This is a genomic window from Saccharothrix sp. ALI-22-I, assembly GCF_001984175.1.
GTDB lineage: Bacteria > Actinomycetota > Actinomycetes > Mycobacteriales > Pseudonocardiaceae > Actinosynnema.
The window spans coordinates 509,021-529,116 of the sequence record NZ_MTQP01000069.1; the positions used below are offsets into that span (position 1 = coordinate 509,021).

At 70.8% G+C, this 20,096-nt stretch carries 18 protein-coding genes and 1 pseudogene; 9 read left to right on the forward strand and 10 right to left on the reverse strand.

Annotated elements, in window-relative coordinates; translation table 11 throughout:
• Positions 1-16 precede the first annotated feature (16 nt).
• The 4 genes from ALI22I_RS44445 to ALI22I_RS44460 form a co-directional block, all read right to left on the reverse strand.
• A complete protein-coding gene (locus ALI22I_RS44445) occupies positions 17-1,744 on the reverse strand; it encodes an nSTAND1 domain-containing NTPase (RefSeq protein WP_077011574.1) in 1,728 nt (575 codons plus the stop codon).
• A complete protein-coding gene (locus ALI22I_RS44450; protein ID WP_077011575.1) occupies positions 1,741-2,154 on the reverse strand; it encodes a hypothetical protein in 414 nt (137 codons plus the stop codon). The genes ALI22I_RS44445 and ALI22I_RS44450 overlap by 4 nt, the downstream gene beginning before the upstream one ends.
• A gap of 99 nt (positions 2,155-2,253) precedes the next feature.
• A complete protein-coding gene (locus ALI22I_RS44455; protein WP_202971200.1) occupies positions 2,254-2,796 on the reverse strand; it encodes a maleylpyruvate isomerase N-terminal domain-containing protein in 543 nt (180 codons plus the stop codon).
• Positions 2,797-2,954: 158 nt separating this feature from the next.
• A complete protein-coding gene (locus tag ALI22I_RS44460; protein WP_077011576.1) occupies positions 2,955-5,687 on the reverse strand; it encodes a hypothetical protein in 2,733 nt (910 codons plus the stop codon).
• 575 nt (positions 5,688-6,262) lie between these two features.
• Between ALI22I_RS44460 and ALI22I_RS55810 the strand changes: the two genes are divergently transcribed.
• Both ALI22I_RS55810 and ALI22I_RS44470 read left to right on the forward strand, forming a co-directional pair.
• Entirely contained in the window at positions 6,263-7,042 is a 780-nt protein-coding gene (locus ALI22I_RS55810) for a lytic transglycosylase domain-containing protein (RefSeq protein ID WP_083752470.1), read from the forward strand.
• 4 nt (positions 7,043-7,046) lie between these two features.
• Positions 7,047-7,691 carry a formylglycine-generating enzyme family protein gene (locus ALI22I_RS44470; protein ID WP_077011578.1) on the forward strand — a complete coding sequence of 215 codons (645 nt, stop codon included), beginning with the start codon at positions 7,047-7,049 and terminating at the stop codon, positions 7,689-7,691.
• Positions 7,692-7,872: 181 nt separating this feature from the next.
• On the opposite strand, the gene ALI22I_RS44475 is transcribed toward ALI22I_RS44470, so the two are convergent.
• Positions 7,873-9,270, reverse strand: coding sequence for a BNR repeat-containing protein (locus ALI22I_RS44475; protein ID WP_077011579.1), 1,398 nt, complete (start codon positions 9,268-9,270; stop codon positions 7,873-7,875).
• Positions 9,271-9,274: 4 nt separating this feature from the next.
• Positions 9,275-10,750, reverse strand: coding sequence for a beta-1,6-galactanase (locus ALI22I_RS44480; protein WP_077011580.1), 1,476 nt, complete (start codon positions 10,748-10,750; stop codon positions 9,275-9,277).
• A 298-nt stretch (positions 10,751-11,048) separates the two neighbouring features.
• On the opposite strand from ALI22I_RS44480, the gene ALI22I_RS44485 reads away from it, so the two are divergent.
• The 4 genes from ALI22I_RS44485 (at position 11,049) to ALI22I_RS52655 (ending at position 15,499) form a co-directional block, all read left to right on the forward strand.
• Positions 11,049-12,128 (forward strand): substrate-binding domain-containing protein, encoded by a 1,080-nt coding sequence (locus tag ALI22I_RS44485; RefSeq protein WP_077011581.1) that lies wholly within the window; start codon positions 11,049-11,051, stop codon positions 12,126-12,128.
• A gap of 130 nt (positions 12,129-12,258) precedes the next feature.
• Positions 12,259-12,729 carry a (2Fe-2S)-binding protein gene (locus tag ALI22I_RS44490; RefSeq protein WP_077012070.1) on the forward strand — a complete coding sequence of 157 codons (471 nt, stop codon included), beginning with the start codon at positions 12,259-12,261 and terminating at the stop codon, positions 12,727-12,729.
• Positions 12,726-14,726: a xanthine dehydrogenase family protein molybdopterin-binding subunit gene (locus ALI22I_RS44495; RefSeq protein ID WP_077011582.1), complete on the forward strand. Its 2,001-nt coding sequence runs from the start codon at positions 12,726-12,728 to the stop codon at positions 14,724-14,726. Before ALI22I_RS44490 ends, ALI22I_RS44495 begins: the two co-directional genes overlap by 4 nt.
• A 59-nt stretch (positions 14,727-14,785) precedes the next feature.
• Positions 14,786-15,499 carry an SMI1/KNR4 family protein gene (locus tag ALI22I_RS52655; RefSeq protein WP_202971201.1) on the forward strand — a complete coding sequence of 238 codons (714 nt, stop codon included), beginning with the start codon at positions 14,786-14,788 and terminating at the stop codon, positions 15,497-15,499.
• Between the two features lie 73 nt (positions 15,500-15,572).
• Here the strand turns inward: ALI22I_RS52655 and ALI22I_RS44505 are convergent, their stop codons facing one another.
• The 3 genes and pseudogenes from ALI22I_RS44505 to ALI22I_RS54300 form a co-directional block, all read right to left on the reverse strand.
• Entirely contained in the window at positions 15,573-15,968 is a 396-nt protein-coding gene (locus ALI22I_RS44505; RefSeq protein WP_238598890.1) for a DUF5313 family protein, read from the reverse strand.
• 22 nt (positions 15,969-15,990) lie between these two features.
• Entirely contained in the window at positions 15,991-16,296 is a 306-nt protein-coding gene (locus ALI22I_RS54295) for a DUF3553 domain-containing protein (RefSeq protein ID WP_077011583.1), read from the reverse strand.
• Positions 16,297-16,418: 122 nt separating this feature from the next.
• Positions 16,419-16,727: pseudogene (locus ALI22I_RS54300) on the reverse strand (DEAD/DEAH box helicase); the annotation flags it as partial.
• Between the two features lie 61 nt (positions 16,728-16,788).
• Here ALI22I_RS54300 and ALI22I_RS44520 point away from each other — a divergent pair.
• On the forward strand, positions 16,789-17,094 hold the full coding sequence (locus ALI22I_RS44520) for an EamA family transporter (RefSeq protein WP_238598891.1): 306 nt from the start codon (positions 16,789-16,791) through the stop codon (positions 17,092-17,094).
• On the forward strand, positions 17,091-17,930 hold the full coding sequence (locus ALI22I_RS44525) for an alpha/beta fold hydrolase (RefSeq protein WP_077011585.1): 840 nt from the start codon (positions 17,091-17,093) through the stop codon (positions 17,928-17,930). The genes ALI22I_RS44520 and ALI22I_RS44525 overlap by 4 nt, the downstream gene beginning before the upstream one ends.
• A gap of 572 nt (positions 17,931-18,502) precedes the next feature.
• On the opposite strand, the gene ALI22I_RS44530 is transcribed toward ALI22I_RS44525, so the two are convergent.
• Complete coding sequence (locus ALI22I_RS44530) at positions 18,503-19,426, reverse strand: SDR family NAD(P)-dependent oxidoreductase (protein ID WP_077011586.1); 924 nt, start codon at positions 19,424-19,426, stop codon at positions 18,503-18,505.
• Between the two features lie 118 nt (positions 19,427-19,544).
• Between ALI22I_RS44530 and ALI22I_RS44535 the strand changes: the two genes are divergently transcribed.
• Positions 19,545-20,081, forward strand: a complete 537-nt coding sequence (locus ALI22I_RS44535; RefSeq protein WP_238598892.1) for a TetR/AcrR family transcriptional regulator — start codon at positions 19,545-19,547, stop codon at positions 20,079-20,081.
• Positions 20,082-20,096: the final 15 nt, after the last annotated feature.

Here is a 20,096-nt window from a genome sequence, read left to right on the forward strand (position 1 = left end):
CACCAATTTACGGCTGCTACGGGCAGACCGGGACCCGATCGACCTCGGGGAGGAATTGTCGCCAGTCGTCGTCGCCGAGGCGGAGGTCTTCGCGTTGGCAGATCTTGGCGGTGACGCTGTGCGCGTCACGGTCCAGGCGCCAGATCTCCTGGCCGTCGGAGTACACGTAGTCCCCGAACTCCGGCCGGTACACCGGCACGTGCGACAGCGGGAAGACGGTGCGCACGGTGGAGAGCCGCTCCGGTCGGGCCGGATCGGCGAGGCTCCAGAAGGACACTTCGACGTTGTCGTGCACGACGAGGGTGCGGTCCTCCTCGCTGAACGAGAACTGGTACCCCTCTCCGCCCGGCCTCACCTCGGACCACGGCCGCGGGTCGTGCTCGTCGGAGACATCCAGGATTCGAGCCCATTCGTCGGGCTGTTCGGTGATGACCAGGTAGTCGCCTCCGGTGCTGTAGTCGAACACGCCTGTCCCGGAGCTTCCCAGCGGTACCTCCGCGAGGGGCTGCAGGGCGTGGTTCCCGGTGATGCGCCAGAACCGGATCGAGGCTCCGCCGTCCTCCGCGCACGTCGAGGCGAACACCTGCCCATCGGGTCGCACCCGTCCGACCACGACGTCGCACGGAAGCGCGATCTCCGTCGGAGCGGCGGGGTCGGAGACGTCCCACAGTGACCGCACCATCCCGCTGTCCTCCGTCGAGGATTGCGGTTCGTAGCCGAGCAGGACCCGTCCGTCCGAGGATGCCGAGAAGACTTGGACTCGACGGGGAAGTGCGGCGATTCGCCGTGGGACGGCGGGGTCGTCGATGCTCCACACGTCGGTGTGTTCTTCGACTTCGAAAACCATGACGCTGTCGTTGATGAACGGGTTGTAGTAGTACTGGAATTCCTGCGACAGTCGGGCCCCGGGCACCGCGCGGTCGGCGAGCACTCGCCACAACAAGATGCCGCTCTGTTCCGAAGCGAACGCCACCCTGCCGGGAGGTCCTATGCGGACCGAGGCGGTGCGCAGGGCTGCGTCGCCGCGCGGAATCCTGCTCACCGCCAGGTGCGCGGTGAGCAAGGCGTCCCGTGTTTCCGGGGTGGGTACGACGCGGTAGGCGGCGTGGGCGAGCGCGACCGCGAGTTCCGGTCGGGTGGAGATCAGTGAAGTGGCCTTCATCACCGCTTGCTGCGCCACCGCGCGGGTGCGGGCCTGGTCTGCGCGCCGCTCGGCGATCACGGCGTAGGTGGCGGTGGCGGCCAGCACCAGGACCAGGGCGGTGAGCAGGGCGACGAACAGCTTGAGTCTGCGCGTTCGGCGGCGGGCGGCGGCTCGTTGGTCGCGTTCGTGTTCGAGCACCGGCTGGTCGGTCGGGGTGAGCACGAGACGCGGCCACCGCGCCGACCCGCGAACCGGCAGCGCGCCCCGGTCGATCGCGGTCAGGAGCCCGGCCCGCAGCAGCGACGACTTGCCCGCGCCGGACGGCGCGACCACGACCAGCGGACCGCCTTCGTCCAGCCGCTCGGCCGCACGCTCGACCAGCCGCGCGGTCAGCGCGTCACGGCCGAAGAACCACTGCGACTGCTCGGCGGTGAAGGCCGCCAGCCCCGGGTACGGGCACTCGCCGTCAGCGTCCGGAGCCTCCGCGCGCCGCGTGACACCGTCTTCGTAGTGGACGTGGACGTCCCGCCCCGCGATCGTGGCCCGCGCGTGGCCCGAGACCGTGGCGCGCAGCCTCGTCACCCGATCCCGTCCGGTCATGGTCCGGTGATGTGCACGTCCCGCCCGGCCATCGTGACACTGCTGTGCCCGGACGCCCTGACCCGCATGGAGATACTTCCGATGTCGGTGTCCCCGCCACCTGACGCCGACGCCCAGCCCTCCACCATCCGACGCAGTTCGTCAGCCACAGCGGGGTTGCCCGCCACCAGCCTGCGCAACCGGCTGCGCCACTCCCCCACCAGCTCCGCCACGGCCTCGTCGTCCGCGATCTCCAGCGCCCGCAACGCCGCGGCACGAGTCTCGGCGGCATCGGCCTCGACCGCGTCCCCCTGCTCCGCGTGGACCCGCCGCCACAACCCGCCGATCGCCGCCACGACCGTCTGCCACGCCTCGCCCGTCAACCTCTCGACCAGCGTCGTCGCCGCGCTCGCCACCAGATCGGATTCCATGCCCCGCCCCTACATGATCAACGCTCCCCATCCAGCGTGTCAGGACGCCAAAGGCCAACGCACGTGTGAAATGGAAGTTCATCCCATCGAGTCCGGGCCTCAAAGACGCGCGAGGTGGCGCAGCGTCACGTCCTGCTCATCCGGGTTCCCAGGCCACGAGCAGGTCGAAGAGACGTCGAGTGCCACCTCGTCCGGCAGCGGCTGCGGGGCGCCCAGAGTGATCTGGGCGTCGTAGGTGTGCACCGCGATCTCCTGGAGCTGGTGCCGGGCGACGGCACCGCAGGTCTGCGGCGACTGCGACCTGCCCCACCCCGTCCAGCAACCGCGATCCGGGCCGGCCTCCCGCAGTGCGTCCAGTAGCTGCTGCGTCGATGCGGCCAACCAGGCCAGCAGTGCCTCGCGCTCCCGAGGCGCAGCCGGGCCCTCTGGAGCGGACTTGGCAGCGGCAGGCCCTGCGGCGACGGTGGCGGCCCAGGAGCGGCGCCCCTCGCCCAGGTGCCGCACCAGATCGAACAGCGTCCACTCGGGGCAGGTCGGCACCTGCACGTCGAGGCTGGGCGCGGAGGCGACCGCGGCCCGGAACGCGCTCGACCGTTCGTCGATCAGCCGCAGCAGGTCGGGGAACTCCAGAGTGCTTTCCACTCCGGCTGTCTATCACCGTGCTCCGGCAACCGGACAGCGAATTCGCAGCCGACGCGGCGGGCGCTCGGCCGGGCTGCGCGCCCTCGGATGCCGCGGTGTCCTCGCTCGCGACCTTGCGGCAGCGGGTCAGCGGGTCAGCGGGTCAGCGGGTCAGCGGGTCAGCGGGGCGTGACGGGGCACCAGGACGCGCGGCGGAGGTCCAGGTCCTTGCGGTTCGGGTACTCGCCGCAGGAGGCGAGGACGGTCGGGGAGTTGCCGTCGGCTACCCGGAGCACGGCCATGAACTTGTCGATCGGCACCTGGCCGCCGCCGAAGTCGATCACGCCGCTCTCCCCCGACAGCGCACGGCTGTCGCCGATATCGCTCATCTCCTTCCAGATGTGGCCCGCCGACACCGGAATCCCGCCCAGCTTCGTCATGGCGTGCACGTAGAGGTACAGGGCGTCGTAGGTCAACGCGGCGTGCCCGTCCAACGACACGTTCGCGTCGTCCTCGCACTCCTCCGGCATCAACGCGCGCAGCGTCTGGTTCATCTCGGTCGCCGCAGCACAGCTCTGGGCGCCGACCGCGAAGGACACGTAGTCGAACGGGATCTCCGGGTGCTGGCCGCGCAGGTTGTTGTCGGCGGCGTAACGCGCGATGTCGTCGCCGGCGATCAGCGCGGGCGGGCGGTTGCGGCAGCCCGCGCTGAGCCCGTCCCGCAGCTTGCCGAAGTCCGCCGGTCTGCCCGCGAAGAACACCACCTCCTCGTCGGCCACCCCGCACAGCCGCTGTCCGAGCTGCCGGGCGTCGGCGTCCTGCCCGGCGGTCACCGGCCGGTACGGCTCCTCGCGCACCCGCAAGCCGACCTCGCCGAACCGCTGCGCCACGTCGGCACGCAGGTTGTCCGCGTAGGAGTCCGCCTCGTCGCTGGAGTGCACGATCACCACGCCCCGCTTGTCCGGGTACGCCGCCCGCACGTGCCCCGCCGCGACCTGCGCCTGCCGGTCGTTGTTCGGCGAGACCTGGAAGTACATCCGGGACGCCTCCGGCATCGCGTCGTCCGACAGCGTCGCGGCGACCACGGGCAGGCCGACGTCACCCAGAGCGGCGATCGTGTCGCGGGTCGGTTTGCTGCTCAACGCCATGCCGAGCACGCCGATGACGCTCTTGTCCCGCTCCGCCAGCGATTTCAGCTTCTCCGCCGCCAGCTCGCCGTGCTGCATCGCCGAACCCGCGTTGCTCAGCAGCACCCGGATCAGCGGCTCGTCGGAGTCGGTGCGTTCGAGCAGCCGTGCCTGTCGGGCCGCCAAGCCGACCAGCCGGGCGGTGTTGCTGGCCAGGGCGTCACGGGCGGCGCCCATCGCCGACAGGTAGACGACCGTCGCGTAAGGGCGGTCGGGGTTGCTCTCGTGCGCTTCCAGGACCCGCTGGTTCTGGCTGACGATCAGTTGCTGGACCCTGTTGAACCGCGTGAGGTTCTCGGCGTCGGCCGGGCCGAACAGCGGCAGGTGGCCGGTGGTGACGCCCACGCAGTCGTCGCCGATCCGCTGCAAGGTGTGCGCGTCGGGGTTGTCGCGGTCCAGGCCGCAGTGCTCGTACCGCCACAGCTCGTCCGCGGCGACGATCCCGCGCACCTGCCGGTAGCCGAGCGTCGCCACCAGACCGATCAGCAGCAGGAAGACGATCACGAGTACCGACGTGCGCGACCAGATCGGCGCCGGGCGCACGGACAGCGTGGCCGTGGGCGGCACCTCGCCCCGGTCGACGGTCAGGGCGGGCACCTTCAGCGGCAGGAACCAGGCGGTGGGACGGCGGGCGCGGCTGTCCGTGGCGAGCTTGCGCGCCCACGTCTCGTAGGCGTGGCTCGCCTGGCTCACCGGCGCCGGTTCGCGTTCGGCGGTGGTCTCCGCGTCCGGTGGCACCTTGGCCGACCCGCTGATGATCACCAGCGGGTCGAACGCGCCGGTGTCGTTGCGCACGTCGTTGATGATCTTCAGCACGGCGTAGCCGCCGTTGTCGCGGCGGATGCCGTCCAGCAGGACCACCGGGTACACGGTGCGGCGGGCCGACCGGATGCGCCACCACGACCGGCGGTAGGCCCGGCGCACGTCCTCCAGGAACGCGTTGACCAGCAGCTTCGCCAACTGGCCGGTGTCCTCGCGCGGCTCGGCGCTCTGGCCGGGCACCAGCGCCGAGGTCAGCCGCTCGGCGAAGCCGATGAACGTGCCCGGGTCGTGCGGGGCGAGGTACGGCTGGCGCAGCAGCCACCGGTACTCGCTGCCCGGCACCACCCCACGCAGCTTGGCCCGGAACAGGAACGACGGCACGAGCCGCACCACCAGCCGCACCCACCACGGCGCGGTCTCGGTGGCGTCGTCCAGCACTTCCCTGGGTAACAGGTCGTCGCCGCTGCGCCGGAGCAGGTCACGTTCCCGCAGCCGGGTCAGCAGGGTCGCGGCCGATTCCGGGTCGGCGCCGTCCAGCCGCTGGTTCATCAGCCAGTAGACGAGTTCGAAGCGCCGGAACTCGTGCCGCCCGTAACGGCCGTTGACGCCGGCGGACAGCTCGCGGGCGATCCGAACCAGCACGGAGCCGACGGCGTCCAGCGTGGCCGGCTCGGACGTCGGCACGCCGGGGCTCGGGTCGGGGAAGCGGTGGTAGGCGTGCGGCACGCGGCCGGGGTGCGCGCCGCGCAGGTGCGCTTGAAGCGCCTGGAGCAGACCGGCGGCCGCCGTGCCGCGGACCAGACAGACCAACGGGATACCCCGATCGCCACCCGCCCGCGCACCCGCACGGCGGCCGGGTAACTCGCCGAACCGCGGCCGCTCGGTGAGCTCCTGCAGCAGCTTCACCAGCTCGTCCACCACTTCGACGGACGAGAACCGTTCCCCTGCACCGTTTTCGGCCACCGGACTCCTCGCGCGGACCAGCCTCGTCCCACCCTCGCCGGCGTGACGCAGGACCTTCGACTGTAACGGTCCGGACGACCGGAACCGGGCGATTCCGGCACTATTCGCCCACGTCACCGCACTCCTGCGACTTCCCGGCACGCCGACAGGGCCGTCAAGAAGGGGAGATCGACGGCGCGGTACCGGGATGGCGCGGGCCGGTGGACGGGACGCGGAGGTAACGGTGAGTCCGGCGTTCGCGCCCGTTGACGACCGGCCCGTACCCACGCCCGTTACCCTTCTGACACATGGGTGCGCTCCCAGACACAGTCTGTAGTCAATGTGACGAGCAAACGTGACTAGCGTCACCGATAGGGCAGGATTTCTTGCCACCTCAAATCACCAACGGTTACGTTCCTGGCCGCAGATCACGGTTCCATCACCGAACGGACACGGGCCCGATACCCCTACAACCGGCCCTTGACCACCTGGATCCCCCGCCAGGCCCCGGTGACGGAGTTCCCCGACCGCAGGAGGCTGCACCCTTGGCTCGGCATGCTCGACAAAAGAACGCCAGTGAACAGACGACCGTATTCATGCTGCCCGTCCCCCCACCGCCGCCACCCGGCTACCAGGGCGCGCACCGGGTAGAGGCAGAGCGGGTGCTCCCGCGACGTATCGCCAGTGTGGCGGTGGCCGTAGGCATCGCGTCCGGCGCCGGTGCGGGCGCCCACGCCATGAGTGGGACGTTCAGCCCCGTGGCAGGTGGCCTGGATCTCGGCGGTGTGCCCGACAACACAGTCCAGACCGGCAAGGCCGACACCGCGAACGCGATCAACCTCGGCTCGGAGACCGTCCGCATCATCCGCCAAGAGCAACAGGCCGCGATGCAGACGTTCAACCAGGTCAGCGGCGTGGCGACGAACGACTACGCGGCGCGCAAGGCCGCCGAGGAGAAGGCGGCCGAGGACGCGCGGAAGGCGCAGGAGGCCGCTGACGCGGGCAAGTCCCCGAAGCAGCGGCAGGTCGAGGGCTGGATCCGGGAGGCCATCAAGATCATGGCCGCCAACGGCACCCCGGTCTCCGAGGCCAATGTGGCCGACATCTACACAATCATCATCAAGGAGTCCAACGGCAACCCGAACGCCATCAACACCTGGGACTCCAACGCCGTCAAGGGCACGCCGTCCAAGGGCCTGATGCAGTGCATCGACCCGACGTTCCAGGCCCACAAGCTGCCCGGCCACAACGACATCTACAACCCGGTCGACAACATCATCTGCGGCGTCCGCTACACCTTCTCCCGCTACGGCAGCTTCGAGCGCCACCCCGGCCTGGCCGGAATCAGGCGGGGCACGGGTTACGTCGGGTACTGAACGGATGATCACCGTCCCCTCAGGGCGGGTGACCGTCTCGCACCGCGGCGCGCGGCGCAGCTGGTCTGTCGACGTCGCGCCGTACGAACTCGCGGCGTCTCCGGTCACCCAGGCGCAGTACGCCGAGATCACCGGACAACGGCCGAGCACCGCGCACGGCGACCGATTACCCGTCGAGGGCGTCTCGTGGTTCGACGCGCTCCGGTTCTGCAACACCCTGTCGCGGCTTGAAGGCTTGGCGCCCGCGTACCGGATCGATGCCGACGACGTCGAGTGGGGCACCTCCGCCGACGGCTACCGGCTGCCGACCGAGGCCGAATGGGAACACGCCTGCCGCGCCGGCACGATCGACGCGCGCTACGGGCCGCTGGACGACATCGCGTGGTACCGCGGCAACTCGGACGAGCGAGTCCACGAGGTGGGCGGCAAGCAGCCCAACGCGTGGGGCCTGCACGACATGCTCGGCAATGTCTGGGAATGGTGCTGGGACATGCACGACGTCGAGGTCAAGGGCATCTACCGGGTCCTGCGCGGCGGCGGCTGGTTCGACGAGCACTGGAGCTGCCGAGCCTCGGTACGCCGCCGAAGCCACCCGACGTTCCGGATCGACGACGTCGGCTTCCGCATCGCCCGCTCCCCCTCGCCCTGACGGGCCGGCGCGCCGGCACACTGATGCACTGATGCACTGATGCACTGATGCGCTTCCGGCTGCGCCGTCCTGCGCTGAATGTCGGACCTCGCCAGTAAAATGAGAACAGGGGTCCCCTGGCGGGGACCCCTGCGAAGCATCCGCGAACGGACTGGTCGGCTCGACGAGGCCAGCGCAGCCGTCAGCCGAGGCGGAGGTCGGCTACCCGGATCGGTGACGGTGTGGTGCCGGTGGAGCGCTGTTGGTACTGGAACGACAGGACGCCGTCCACCGCCAATCTCGACGCGTCGACGTTGACCTCGCCGAACGCGTTCATCGACGGCTGGTCGAAGACCAGGGTCCAGTCCGTCCAGCCGCTGGCCTTGCTCGCCGACACGATCCGGCCGCGCGGCATCACCAGGTAGGCGTTGTCGGAGCGGTCGAAGACGAGCTTGGTGCGCTGGGTGCTGCCGGGCGGCACGGGGACCTCTCGTTTGGTCCAGGTGCCGTTCGAGTTCCGCACGACGTGGAACGTGCGGCCGTTCTGCGTCCGCTGCTGCGCGTAGTTCGTGACGCACTGCCCGAACCGGCCCGGCACGTAGCTGATCACCACGTGCGGTGTGCCGGTGGAGTCCGCGCCCTGCGCCTCCTGGTTCATCAGACCGTGGTTCGGGTCCAGCGGGTCGGCGACCAGGCCCGGTGAGCTGATCGACACCCGCGTGCCACCGGTGGTGCCCACGACCGTGCCCGCACCGTTGCGCCAGGTCCGGCCCCGGTCGTCGCTGTAGACGTAACCGGTTTCGTGGTTGGTCAGGCCACCGGAGTTGCACAGCACACCCGTGTTGCCCTCACGCCACGTGAACGCCGCGTGCAGCCGACCGCGCCGGTCGTAGGTGAGGCCGTGCAGGTACATGTTGCGGGTCGTGGACACGACACCGTTCGGCCCCGTGTAGTTGCCGGTCGCCGACGACCACACGCCCAACCGCCGCCACGTCCCGCCTGTGTACTCGGCCAACTCGTTCACGCCGTTGCCCGACCCACCGGTCCGGTAGCTGAACTGCAAGGCGCCTTCCGGCGTGACGACGAACTGCGGGTACGTCATGTTGCCCAGCTCGACGCCACCCAGGGTCCGCTGCACGGAACCGAAGACCGACGACGTCCACCGGTGCGAACCGGGCTGCGACGCCAGCCCCGCGACGGACTTCGAGTAGTACAGCCGCGTGTTGTGCGTGTCCATCGCGACGTGCAGGGTGCCGTCCTGCGGCGAGATCCCGATCGAGATCACGTTGTGCGAGTCGTTGGTGCTCAGCTGGTGCGGCAGCACGACCTTCTCCCAGTTGCCGCCCAACGCCCGCCGCGCGACCACGACGTTGCGGCTGGACGTGTACCAGGCCGCGTACTGGTGGCCGTTGTAGGTGACCAGCGCGTCCTGGAACGCGTTGTTGTTGACCAGCCCGTCGTACGACACGAAGTACAGCGCCGACTGGTCGAGCACCGTGTCCGACAGCAGGGTGACACCCGGCCCGGCGTGCGCGACGCCGGGCTGGATCAGGGACGCGGCCAGCACGACGGCCGCCGCGAGCGAAGCGCTCCTTCTCACCGGGTCACCGGACCACGCCGTCGACCTGGATGGTCTGCACCGCGCCCGCCGCGAACGGCACGCGCACGAGCTTCCCGTTCGCGCTGATGTCCGTCCGCCGCGTGTACCGGTCGCCGGAACCGGAGGTCAGCGTGGACCACCGGGTGGCCGTGCCGTTCGGCACCGTGCCGAACCGGGACAGGTCGAACGTCAGCGTCTGCGCCGCACCGTTGTTGGCGGCCACGATCACCAGACGACGCGCGGCCGAGTCGTGTGCGGCGACGGCGTAGTCGACACCGGTGTTGATGATGCGCATACCGGGCCGGATGTGCCGGGTGAACTGGGCCAGCACGTACAGCTTCGTCTCCACCGCGCCCGCTACGCCCGCGTTCCCGTCGTAACGGATGGTGCCCCAGCCGGCGGTGGGGTCCATCACCTGCCAGTAGCACCAGGCAGTCGGCTTGAGCCAGCGGAAGTCCATCAGCAGGCAGCGGGCCGTCATCATGCCGCTGCCGTCGCTGTCGCCGTGCTCGGAGTTCCACAGGACCTTGCCCGACGCGCGGACGTCGTTGCCCAGCAGGTCGCGACGACCGCTCAGGCCCTGGTAGCCGTGCACGTTGACCTGGCGCACCCGCCCCTTGGTGGCGGAGTCGAAGCTGTTCCAGGTGGTGCGGGCGAGGTCGTAGCTGGTCTCGTCGGAGGCGGAGATCCAGGTGCCGGTCAGGCCCTGCCGGTCCAGTTCGGTGCGCATGTGCGCCAGCACGCTGCGCTGGGTGGTGGCGTCGATGTGGCAGCCCTCTTGGGTGCCGTTGGCGTGCCAGTAGTTCGAGGACGGTTCGTTGAACGGGTCCACGGTGCGGAAGTTGACGCCCCACTGGTCGCGGGCCCGGCGCGCGGTGACGGCCAGGTGCAGGGCGTGCTGGCGGTGGTTCCACGACTGGAGGTTGTTGTCGGCGGCGTTCGCCGCGCCGGACGGGTTGTGGTTGACGCACATCCACCACATGGGGGAGTTGGCGAACAGCTCGCTCATCGCGCCGCGCTGGGTGGCCTTGACCAGGGCGGCCCGTTGCTTGGCGTCGGCGTTCCAGTTCCACGCGGCCGAGTTCGGGTCCTCGTTGTTCCAGTCCTGCCAGAAACCCTCGATCTGCTTGAACCGCGGGATGTTCGGCGAGGCGACCATGCGTTCGCCGCCGACGGCGTTCCAGCTGGACGCACCGAGGTTGTAGCGGGCGATGTTCATGCCCAGACCGGGCAGCGAGGCGCCGTTGTAGGTCACCGTCTTGGTGGTGAAGAACAGGTCGGCGAAGTCGTCCCGATCGCCGAACACGTTGGCCCACCACGCGAGCGAGGTGCCCCAGCCTTCCCAGGCGCCCTGGTCGGCGGCCGGGTCGACGCCCACGGTCGCGTCGGCCCCTGCCACCCCCGTGCCGAACGCGCCGCCCGCGACCGTCACGCCGGCCGCGGCGAGCAGTGCCCGGCGGCTGAATCCCGGTGAATCCATCGAACTCTCCATACGTCAGAGGGGTGAACTCGGTGTGCTGGCCGTCGTCCAACGTCACGGTGACGTGGTGGCCGCCGACGGCAATGGACGGCAGCGGAGATACTCCAAATGGACTAAGCCGGGTCCGTTGCCGGACCGCTCCGGTGGCGGCGTGGTGGCCAACGCGCGCAGCACCGTGCGTCGAGAACGCAGCGTCATTGCCCATCCCCCTGCTGGAGTGATGAAGACCACCTCAGTACGTGGCATAGTCCCCGTCAACGAAACAAACAGAAACGATCAAAGTCGATCGGAACCGAAAATGCGACTGGCTGCGCAGCGGCGTGAACTGATCCTGTCGGCGGTACGCGCGCACGGGGTGGTCCGGCTCTCGGACCTGGTGGAACAGCTGGGCGTGACGGCGGTGACCGTGCGCCGCGACGTGACCGCCCTGGCCGACCGCGGGCTGGTCTCCCGGGTGCACGGCGGCATCACCATGCCCCACCACGGCGACCCGCCGCCGTCCCCGAGATCGGCGCACACCCTGGTGGGCATGGTCGCGCCCTCGGAGGAGTACTACTGGCCGGCCGTGATCCAGGGCGCCCAGGCCGCCGTCACCGCCGCGGGCGGCCGGTTGGCGTTGCGCACGTCGTGCTACGACGCCGTCGAGGACCGGCGGCAGGTGATCAGGCTGCTGGACCGCGGTGTGCAGACGCTGCTGGTCGCGCCCAACACCACCGGGGTGGCCGGGATCGACCTGCTGCGCTGGCTGAGCGGGTTGAGCGTGCCGGTGGTGCTGATCGAGCGCATGCCGCCGCCGGAGCTGCCGACGATCGGGTTGGACGCCGCCGTCACCGACCACGCGCTGGGCGCGGGACTGGCCGTGCGGCACCTGGCGACGCTGGGGCACCGCACCGTCGGCCTGGTGCTGTCGCGTCTCAGCCCGCACCACGCGGCGATCCGGGACGGGTGGTCGGCGGCGGTGTCGTCGCTGGGCATGCCGGTGGACGGGGTGCCGGCGCTGGACGTGCCGTCGTACGGGTCGGCGGGGTGGGCGCAGGCGTGCGACGACGTGCTGGACCAGTGCGTGCGGGCGGGGGTGCGGGCGTTGCTGGTGCACGCCGACCGCGAGGCCATCGGCCTGCTGGACCGTGCCCGCGACCGCGGCTTCGACGTGCCGGGTGACCTGGCGGTGGTGTCGTACGACGACGAGGTGGCCGCCGCGTCCGACCCGCCGCTGACCGCCGTTCGGCCGCAGAAGCACCGGCTCGGCGCGCTGGCCGCGCAGTTGGCCCTGGCACGGGTCGCCGACCCGCTGGACCGTCCGGTGCACCGCGTCGCCCTCTGGCCCAGTCTGACCGTGCGCGAGTCCTGCGGCACACCGCGGAACTGGCCCGGGTAACCCCGCCGGGGTGAACGCGCAACCGCCTGTCGGTCGTACCGGTGCCCTCGTCGGAGCGACTGAACGAATGATTGCCGGCCGGTCGGCGCCCCACCACGATGAGGACAGGCCGAACGTGAAGGGGGCCGCGGTGGGGCGATACCGGTTGCACGTCAACGGCGAGCGGCGCGAGGTGGACGTCCCCTCGGAGACACCGCTGCTCTGGGCGTTGCGGGAACAGCTGGGGCTGCTCGGCCCCAAGTACGGGTGCGGCGTCGGCGCGTGCGGCGCGTGCACGTCCCTTGTGGACGGTCAGGCGGCGCGGCCGTGCATCACCACGGTGGCGGAGTCCCAGGGCAGGCGGATCACGACCATCGAGGGCCTGTCCGAGGACGGTGACCACCCGGTGCAGCGGGCGTGGCTGGAACTGGACGTCGCCCAGTGCGGTTACTGCCAGCCTGGGCAGATCATGTCGACGGTCGCGCTGCTCGCGGCCAACCCCGACCCGGACGACGACGCCATCGACGTGGCCTTACGCGACAACGTGTGCAGGTGCGGGACGTACACGCGGGTCCGGGCGGCCGTGCGGCGGGCCGCGCAGCTGAAGCGTGGTGACCGGTGATCAGCCGGCGGGCGTTCTTGGGTGGCGTGTTGGTGGTGTCGGTGCCGTTACCCGCGCACGCCGCCACCGGCTTCACGCCGAACGTGTTCGTGCGGCTGGACGCACGCGGCCGGATCACCGTGACCGTGCCGAGGCCGGAGACCGGGCAGGGCGTGCGGACCACGGTGGCCTTGCTGGTCGCCGAGGAGCTGGCGGTCGGTCTGGATGACGTCCGGCTGGAGCAGGCGTACGGCGACACGGCCCGGTTCGGGTCTCAGCTGGTGGCGAACTCGTTCTCCGCCCGGCAGCTCACCCAGCCAATGCGCACGGCCGCCGCGACCGCCCGGTGTCTGCTGGTTGCTGCGGCGGCGCAGCGCTGGGGTGTGCCCTCCGAGGAGTGCACGGCACGAGACGGCGCGGTCCGCCACGGTCACCGCGTGCTGCGGTACGGCTCGCTGGTGCGGGACGCGGCGGCATTGGACCCGGCGACCGTGCCTGTGACGTTGACCCCGCCGGAACGGTGGCGGCTGCTCGGCCGCACCCGTGCGGGACGCGTGGACGCGAAGGCGATCGTGACCGGCAAGGCCCGGTACGGCATCGACACGCGTCCGGCCGGTGCCTTGGTCGCGGCCGTGCTCCGTCCACAGTGGATCGGTGCGCTGGTCGACACCTTGGACGACAGCGCCGCGCGGGCGGTGCCCGGTGTGGTCGCGGTGACGGCGTTGGACCCGGCGACGTCCGGCCAGGGCGGGGTGGCGGTGATCGCGCGGTCGATCCCGGAGGCGTTGCGCGGGCGCGAGGCGTTGCGCGTGACCTGGCGCGGCGGCACGCCCACGGCGGACAGCCGGGTGTGGCTGGCCGAACTGGAGACCGCGCTGCCCGCCGTGCCGGCGGCTCCCGGCCCGGTGGCGTTCGAGGCGGTCTACCGGCTGCCGTTGCTGGCGCACGCGCCGATGGAACCCATGAACGCCACCGCGCACGTCACCGCGACCGGCCTCACCGTGTGGACGCCGACGCAGGACCCGGGCGGTCTGCGGGCGTCGTTGGCGCGGCAGTTCGAGCTGGACCCGGCGAACGTGCGGGTCGAGCCGACGTTGGCCGGTGGCGCGTTCGGCCGGCGGATCGAACCGGACCCGGTGTTGGAGGCGATCGCCTGCTCACGGGTGGCGGGCGCGCCGGTGAGCGTGCTGTGGACCCGGGACGACGACATGCGGCACGACTCGTACCGGCCGATGTCGGTGCACCGGCTGTCCGCCGTGGTCGACGCCGCCGGCGTGCCGACGTGGCGTGCGCACGGGATCGCGACCTGGCCGTTGAACGTCCTGCCGTTCTTCAACGACCCGGCGATCGTCAAGCTCAACGGCGACCACTTCCCGTACACGGTGCCGGGCGCGGTGGACGTGACCCTGCGGCCCGCGCCGTTGCGCACCGGGTTCTGGCGCGCGGTCTACGCCGGGCACTTCCTGTACGCCGAGGAGAATTTCCTCAGCGCTCTGGGCCAACGCGCCGGGCTCGACCAGGTGGACCTGCGGCGACGGCTGCTGCCCGCCGACTCCCGGCTGCGGCGGGTGCTGGACGCGGCGGCGGCACGGGCCGGGCACGTCCGGCCGGGGTTCACCCGCGGGGTCGCGTGCCACCACGACTACGGATCGGTGATCGCCGTGATCGCCGACAGCTCGGACGGCGAGGTCCGCCGCGTCACCGCGGCGGTGGACGTGGGGTCGGCGCTGCACCCGTCCGGGGTCAGGGCGCAGGTCGAGGGCGGTGTGATGGACGCGGTGTCCACGGTGTCGGGCGCGCAGATCACCGTGCGGGAGGGCCGGGTCGTGCAGTCGTCGTTCCGTGACTACGCGTGGGCGCGGATCGACCGGGCGCCGGACATCGACGTGGTGATCGTGCCGTCGGACGCCCCGATCGGCGGGTTGGGCGAACTGGCCTATCCCCCGGCCGCGGCGGCCATCGCGTTCGCCTCGGGACAGCCCGTGACCGGTATGCCGGTGGGCGTCGACGTGGGCTGAGCCACCTCTGCGGCCTAAATCCTGCGGTGTTCCGACGCCGGCCACTTACCCTCTGCGCCATGGACTTGGTGGACCTGTGGCGGCCGACCGGACGGGCGGAGCTGGACCTGGTCGCGGCCTCGCAGTGGCGGGCCTGGCCACCGCGACTGCCCGACCAGCCGATCTTCTACCCGGTGGCGAACCGCTGGTACGCCACCAAGATCGCGCGCGAGTGGAACGTGCCCACCGAGGGTGTCGGTTTCGTCACGCGGTTCAGCGTGCGGCGCGACTTCCTCGCCCGGTACCCCGTGCAGCAGGCCGGCGGGCGTGAGGTGCTGGAGCACTGGGTGCCCGCCGAGGACCTGGACGAGTTCAACGCCAACATCGTCGGCGCGATCGTGCGCGAGGCCGAGTACCGGGGTCCGGTCGCGGACGAGGAGTTCGACCAGGCGGCGGCGCACGGCTGTCCGCTGCCGGCCGGGTGGCGGCGGTACCTCCAGGGCGAGTCGTGGTTCCGCAGCGGGTGGCTGGGCGACACCTTCCTCACCCTCTACACGCCGTCGGAGACGTTGGAGGCGAACGCCGCGTGGGGTGAGCCCACGGCGGCGCATCCCGGCATCGCGATCATCGGCGACGACGGCTCCCGCGAACGCCTCGCGTTCGACCTGCGCCACGACCCGGCACCCGTGTCGCTGGTGGACGTCACCAGCACCAACTGGTCGGCCGCCCTGCCGCTGGCCTCGGACGCCGCCGCGTTCACCGCGCGGGTCGAGTCGGGCGACATCACCTGGTAGCTGCCGACACATCCCGTCGATCGAGTCCTCGAACCCGGACGCGCGCTCGGGGTTGTGCACGACCTCCGACGGGTCAGGAACCGCCGCGGTAGAGCCGCTCGTAGGCGGCCTGCGCCTGCGCGTCCTCGTCGGCCTTCGAGGCGCGCCGGGTCTCCGCGCCCAGGCCTCGCGGGTAACCCTGCTTGACCAGGCGTTCCTCGGTGGTCTGCCACATGTAGGACATGGAGTAGAAGTAGCCGACGAGCAGGCCGAGCACGATCGACAGGACCCGGATCAGCAGTGGGCCGGGCAGCAGGAGCAGCAGCAGTACCGGCGACATCTGGATGAACCCGCGCACGAAGTGCCGCACCGCCCACGTGCGGCAGGTGACGTCGTGCAGCACCCACGCGTTGCAGCGCTGCGGCAACCGCCCACCGACCGCGTACCACAGCCACTGGGCCGGATTGGGTCTGGTGCCGCGCAACGTCACCGGCCTACTGTATGCGCCGCCGTCACACCTTCGGGTGCCGGCCGAGCACGTCGGCCGCGTGCACCGCCTCCAGCGACAGCACCTTGTACCCGACCTGCTCGAACAGCACGGTCAGCCGGTCCTCCTCGCTCTGCACCACCGTCCCGCCGCCCCACTCCGCGTGGTGCACCCGGGACTGCGCCGGGTACTCGGGGTTGGCCGACACACCGGTGCCCGCCTCGCCCCGAGCGCACGTGTCGCAGGTCCCGCACGCCCGCTCCAGCACCTCGCCGAAGTACCCCAGCAGGTGCTGCCGCCGGCACGCCCTGGTCTCCGCGTACCTCCGCACTTCCAGTGACCGGTTGGGTCGGTCGAAACCGACGGCCGCCCCAACCGGTCCACTACTCCCGGCTTGGCCAACTGCTCGGGCGACACGAACAAGTACCGCACCTCGCCGCGTTCGACTGCCTCCCAGGCGACTTTGTTGTCCACTTCGGACTGTGCCGAGTTCACCAGCACGGCGGGCGGCGCGCCGCTCTCCCTCAGCGCCGCGACCTGGTCGCGCTGCAACGCGATCAGCGGCGACACCACGACGACCAGACCGTCCAGCAACACGCCGGGCACCTGGTAGACGGCCGACTTCCCGGCGCCGGTGGGCGGCACGACGAACACGTCACGACCGGCCAGCACCTGCTCCATGGCGTCGATCTGCTCGTCACGCAGCTCCGGCCACCCGAACACCTCGGACGCCGCCGCACGCAGGCGTCTCCGCGTGCTCATCGGCTCGCCCTGCTTCGGACGAGCAGCCAGCCCACCACGACCAGGAGCGCAGGGTGTTGCCGTGCCGCACGACCGGCGCACGTGGGGGCACGCGGCGGTGGTCGCGGCGCTGCTCAACGCGGTGGCGTTGGTGGTGCTCGGCGCGGCGGGCACGGGACTGGCGTACGTGCTGAACCTGGACGTGATCCGGGCGGCCGGGCCGACGGTCGCGTCCACCGTCACGTACGTCACGCCGTTGTGGTCGACGGCGGTGGGTGTGTTGTTGCTGGACGAGCCGGTCGGGTGGAACACGCTGGTCGGCGGCGCGGTGGTGATCGGTGGTGTGCTGCCGGCCCGGTCCCGACCGAATGTGAAGATCCTTGTATGAACGCGATCTTCGTCTTCGTGCACGGCTCCAACAGCAACTCGTTCAGCTGGTCGCCCATGCTCCGCGAAATGACCCTGCTCGGCCACCGCGCACTCGCCGTCGACCTGCCCGGACACGGTTTCAACGCCACATTCTCCGCGTCGTACCAGGCCCCGCAGGACGCCGCCGCGCTGGCCGTCGCGCCGTCCGGCTTGGCCGGTGTCCCGTATGCCGACAACATCGCCCACGTCATCGAGGTCGTGCGGCGGGCCGGCGGACTCGGCCCGGTGATCCTGGTCGGGCACAGCCGTGGCGGCATGACCGTGACCGGAGTGGCCAACGCGGCGCCGGAGCTCCTGCACCGGGTCGTGTACATGTCCGCGTGGTGCTGCGTAGAGCTGACTCCTCGCGAGTACACGACGGAGCCGGAGTACGCGTCGAGCGCGCTCAACGACCTCGGCCCCGAACTGATGGCCGCCAACCCGGCCGAACTGGGCTCGCTGCGGATGAACTGGCGCACCGCCGACCCCGCCGTGCTCGCCACCCTCAAGACCGCGATGCTGGCGGAGGGCACCGACACGGAGTTCCTGGCCGCGCTGAACACCCTGGAGCCGGACGAGAGCCTGGACGCCGGCGACGAGCGCGTCAACCCGACCACCTGGGGCCGCCTCCCGCACACGTACGTCCGCCTCACCGCCGACCGCTCCATCCCGATCGAACTCCAGGACCGCTTCATCCGCGAGGCCGACACCCTGACCCCCGACAACCCCTTCGACGTCCGCACCCTCGACACCAGCCACATGGGCTTCCTCCTCCACCCGCAGGAGGCCGCCTCGATGCTCACCGAACTGGCGTAGACACCACCGCGCCGGCTGCTCCAAAGCTCGACCACATGGCCACCTCCAGCCATCGGGTAGAGCACCCGAAACCTGGCGCATTCCTGTCTTCCGTCAGTGGGACGCGGAAATTTCGGCCGACCGCACCGATCATTCGTAAAGTGGCGAACTACCTTCGGCGCGGCCACCAGGACCACCGTTCGCTCCATCCCGCTCTCCCTCTCCCCGTTGCGGATCTACGGGTTCCACGGTGGCGGGCGGCGAGGGAGGTCACAACAGTTCATGATCAACATGTGGATAAGTGGGCCGGCCGTGGATAACCGGGAGCGCCTGCGCGGAGATCACCGACGTCAAGCTGACGTGATCAGCTCCCACGCGAACGGCGCCACGACGCCGACCGACGTTGCCTACGATCTCGGCCGTGCCACCTCCGCCGTCCGGCGAGTGGGTGGTCGACGGCTGGGAGGCGTGCCGGCGACCGCGCGTTCGGCTCCGACGGATGGTCACCGGAAGAGGTCCGCGCCCACCGCCCCGCGGTCGACTGGTGGTGGCCCACGCCGACCGCGGTTGAGTGCCGCCCAGCCGGGTAATGCTCAGCGGGCCAGCGTCTCCTCCGAGACCTGCCACAGCCGCGTCGCCGCCTCCGGGTCGAGCGCGTAGGCCGCGACACCGCTGATCACGGAGCCGCCGTCGTTCGGCAGGGCCTCGTTGCAGTCCTCGAAGTACCGCCCGCCGACGCCCTCCAACAGCGGTGACGTCGCCACCAGCACGGACGTGGCCGCACCCTGCTCCACCGTCTTCAACTTGAAGCCGTCGGCGGCGGCTTGGTCGAACATGGCGCCCATGGTCTCCATGTCGACGTGGCGCTGGAGGTTGGTCATGATGCCGCCCGGCATCAGGGCGTTCACGGTGATGCCGTCGGCTGCCCAGCGCTTGGTCGCCTCGACCGCCAGCAGCACGTTCGCCGTCTTCGACTGCCCGTACGCCGCCCACGGGTCGTAAGGCCGGTCGACGAAGTGGATGTCGTCGAAGACGACCGGCGACATGAGGTGCGCGCTGGAGCTCACGGACACGACCCGCGCGCCCTCGACCGCGAGGAACCGGTGCAGGCCCGTGGTCAGCGCGAAGTGGCCCAGGTGGTTGGTCGCGAACTGCAACTCCCAGCCCTCGGGCGTGCGGGTCTCCGGCGTGGCCATCACGCCCGCGTTGTTGACCAGGATGTGCAGCGGCCCGTCCCAGCCCGCCACGAACGCCGCCACCGACGCCCGGTCGGCCAGATCGAGCGGCGCGACCCGCACGTTCCCGCCGATCTCGTCGGCCACCTGCTGGCCGGCCGTGGTGTTGCGGACGGCCAGGATGACCTCCGCGCCAGCACCTGCCAGAGCCCGCGCGGTCTCGATGCCGATGCCCGACGCGCCACCGGTGACCACCGCGCGACGGCCGGTCAGGTCGATGCCCGCCACGACCTGCGCAGCAGTGGACTCCGCGTCGAACGCAGTGGTGATGTGCTCGGTCATGATGATCCCCGTCTGCTGTCGTACACTTAAGCGGAGGTTCCTCCGGTAACTCCGACACTAACCGGAGGCCCCTCCGGTTAGCATTGTGAGCTGCGTCATACCACTTCCGGGAGGCATCGTGTCCCGTCCGCTGCGCGCGGACGCCCAGCGCAACCGCGATCGCCTGATCGAGACGGCGTTGGACGCGTTCACCAACGACGGCGCGGACGTCACGCTGGAGTCGATCGCCAAGCGCGCCGGAGTCGGCATCGGCACGCTCTACCGCCACTTCCCCACCCGCGAGGCGCTGGCGGAGGCGGTCTACCGCAACGAGTTGGCCAAACTCTGCGACGCCGCGCCCGAGCTGTTGCGCACCCTGCCCCCGCACGAGGCGACCAGGGCGTGGATGGACCGGTTCGTGGACTACATGGCCACGAAACGCGGCCTGGGGGACGCGCTGCGCATGGTCATCGCCTGCGGCGGCGATCCGTACGCGGAGAGCCTGGAACGGCTGATGCGGACCATGACCATGCTGCTGGAAGCCATCGACCGCACGGACGTGGCCCCGCTGGACGTGATCGCCACCCTCGGCGGCATCGCGATGGCGCCGAGCGAGGTCGGCCCGACGGACGGGATGCTCGACCTCGTGATGAACGGCCTCCGCTACCGCGCCTGAGCCGCCAGACCCGAG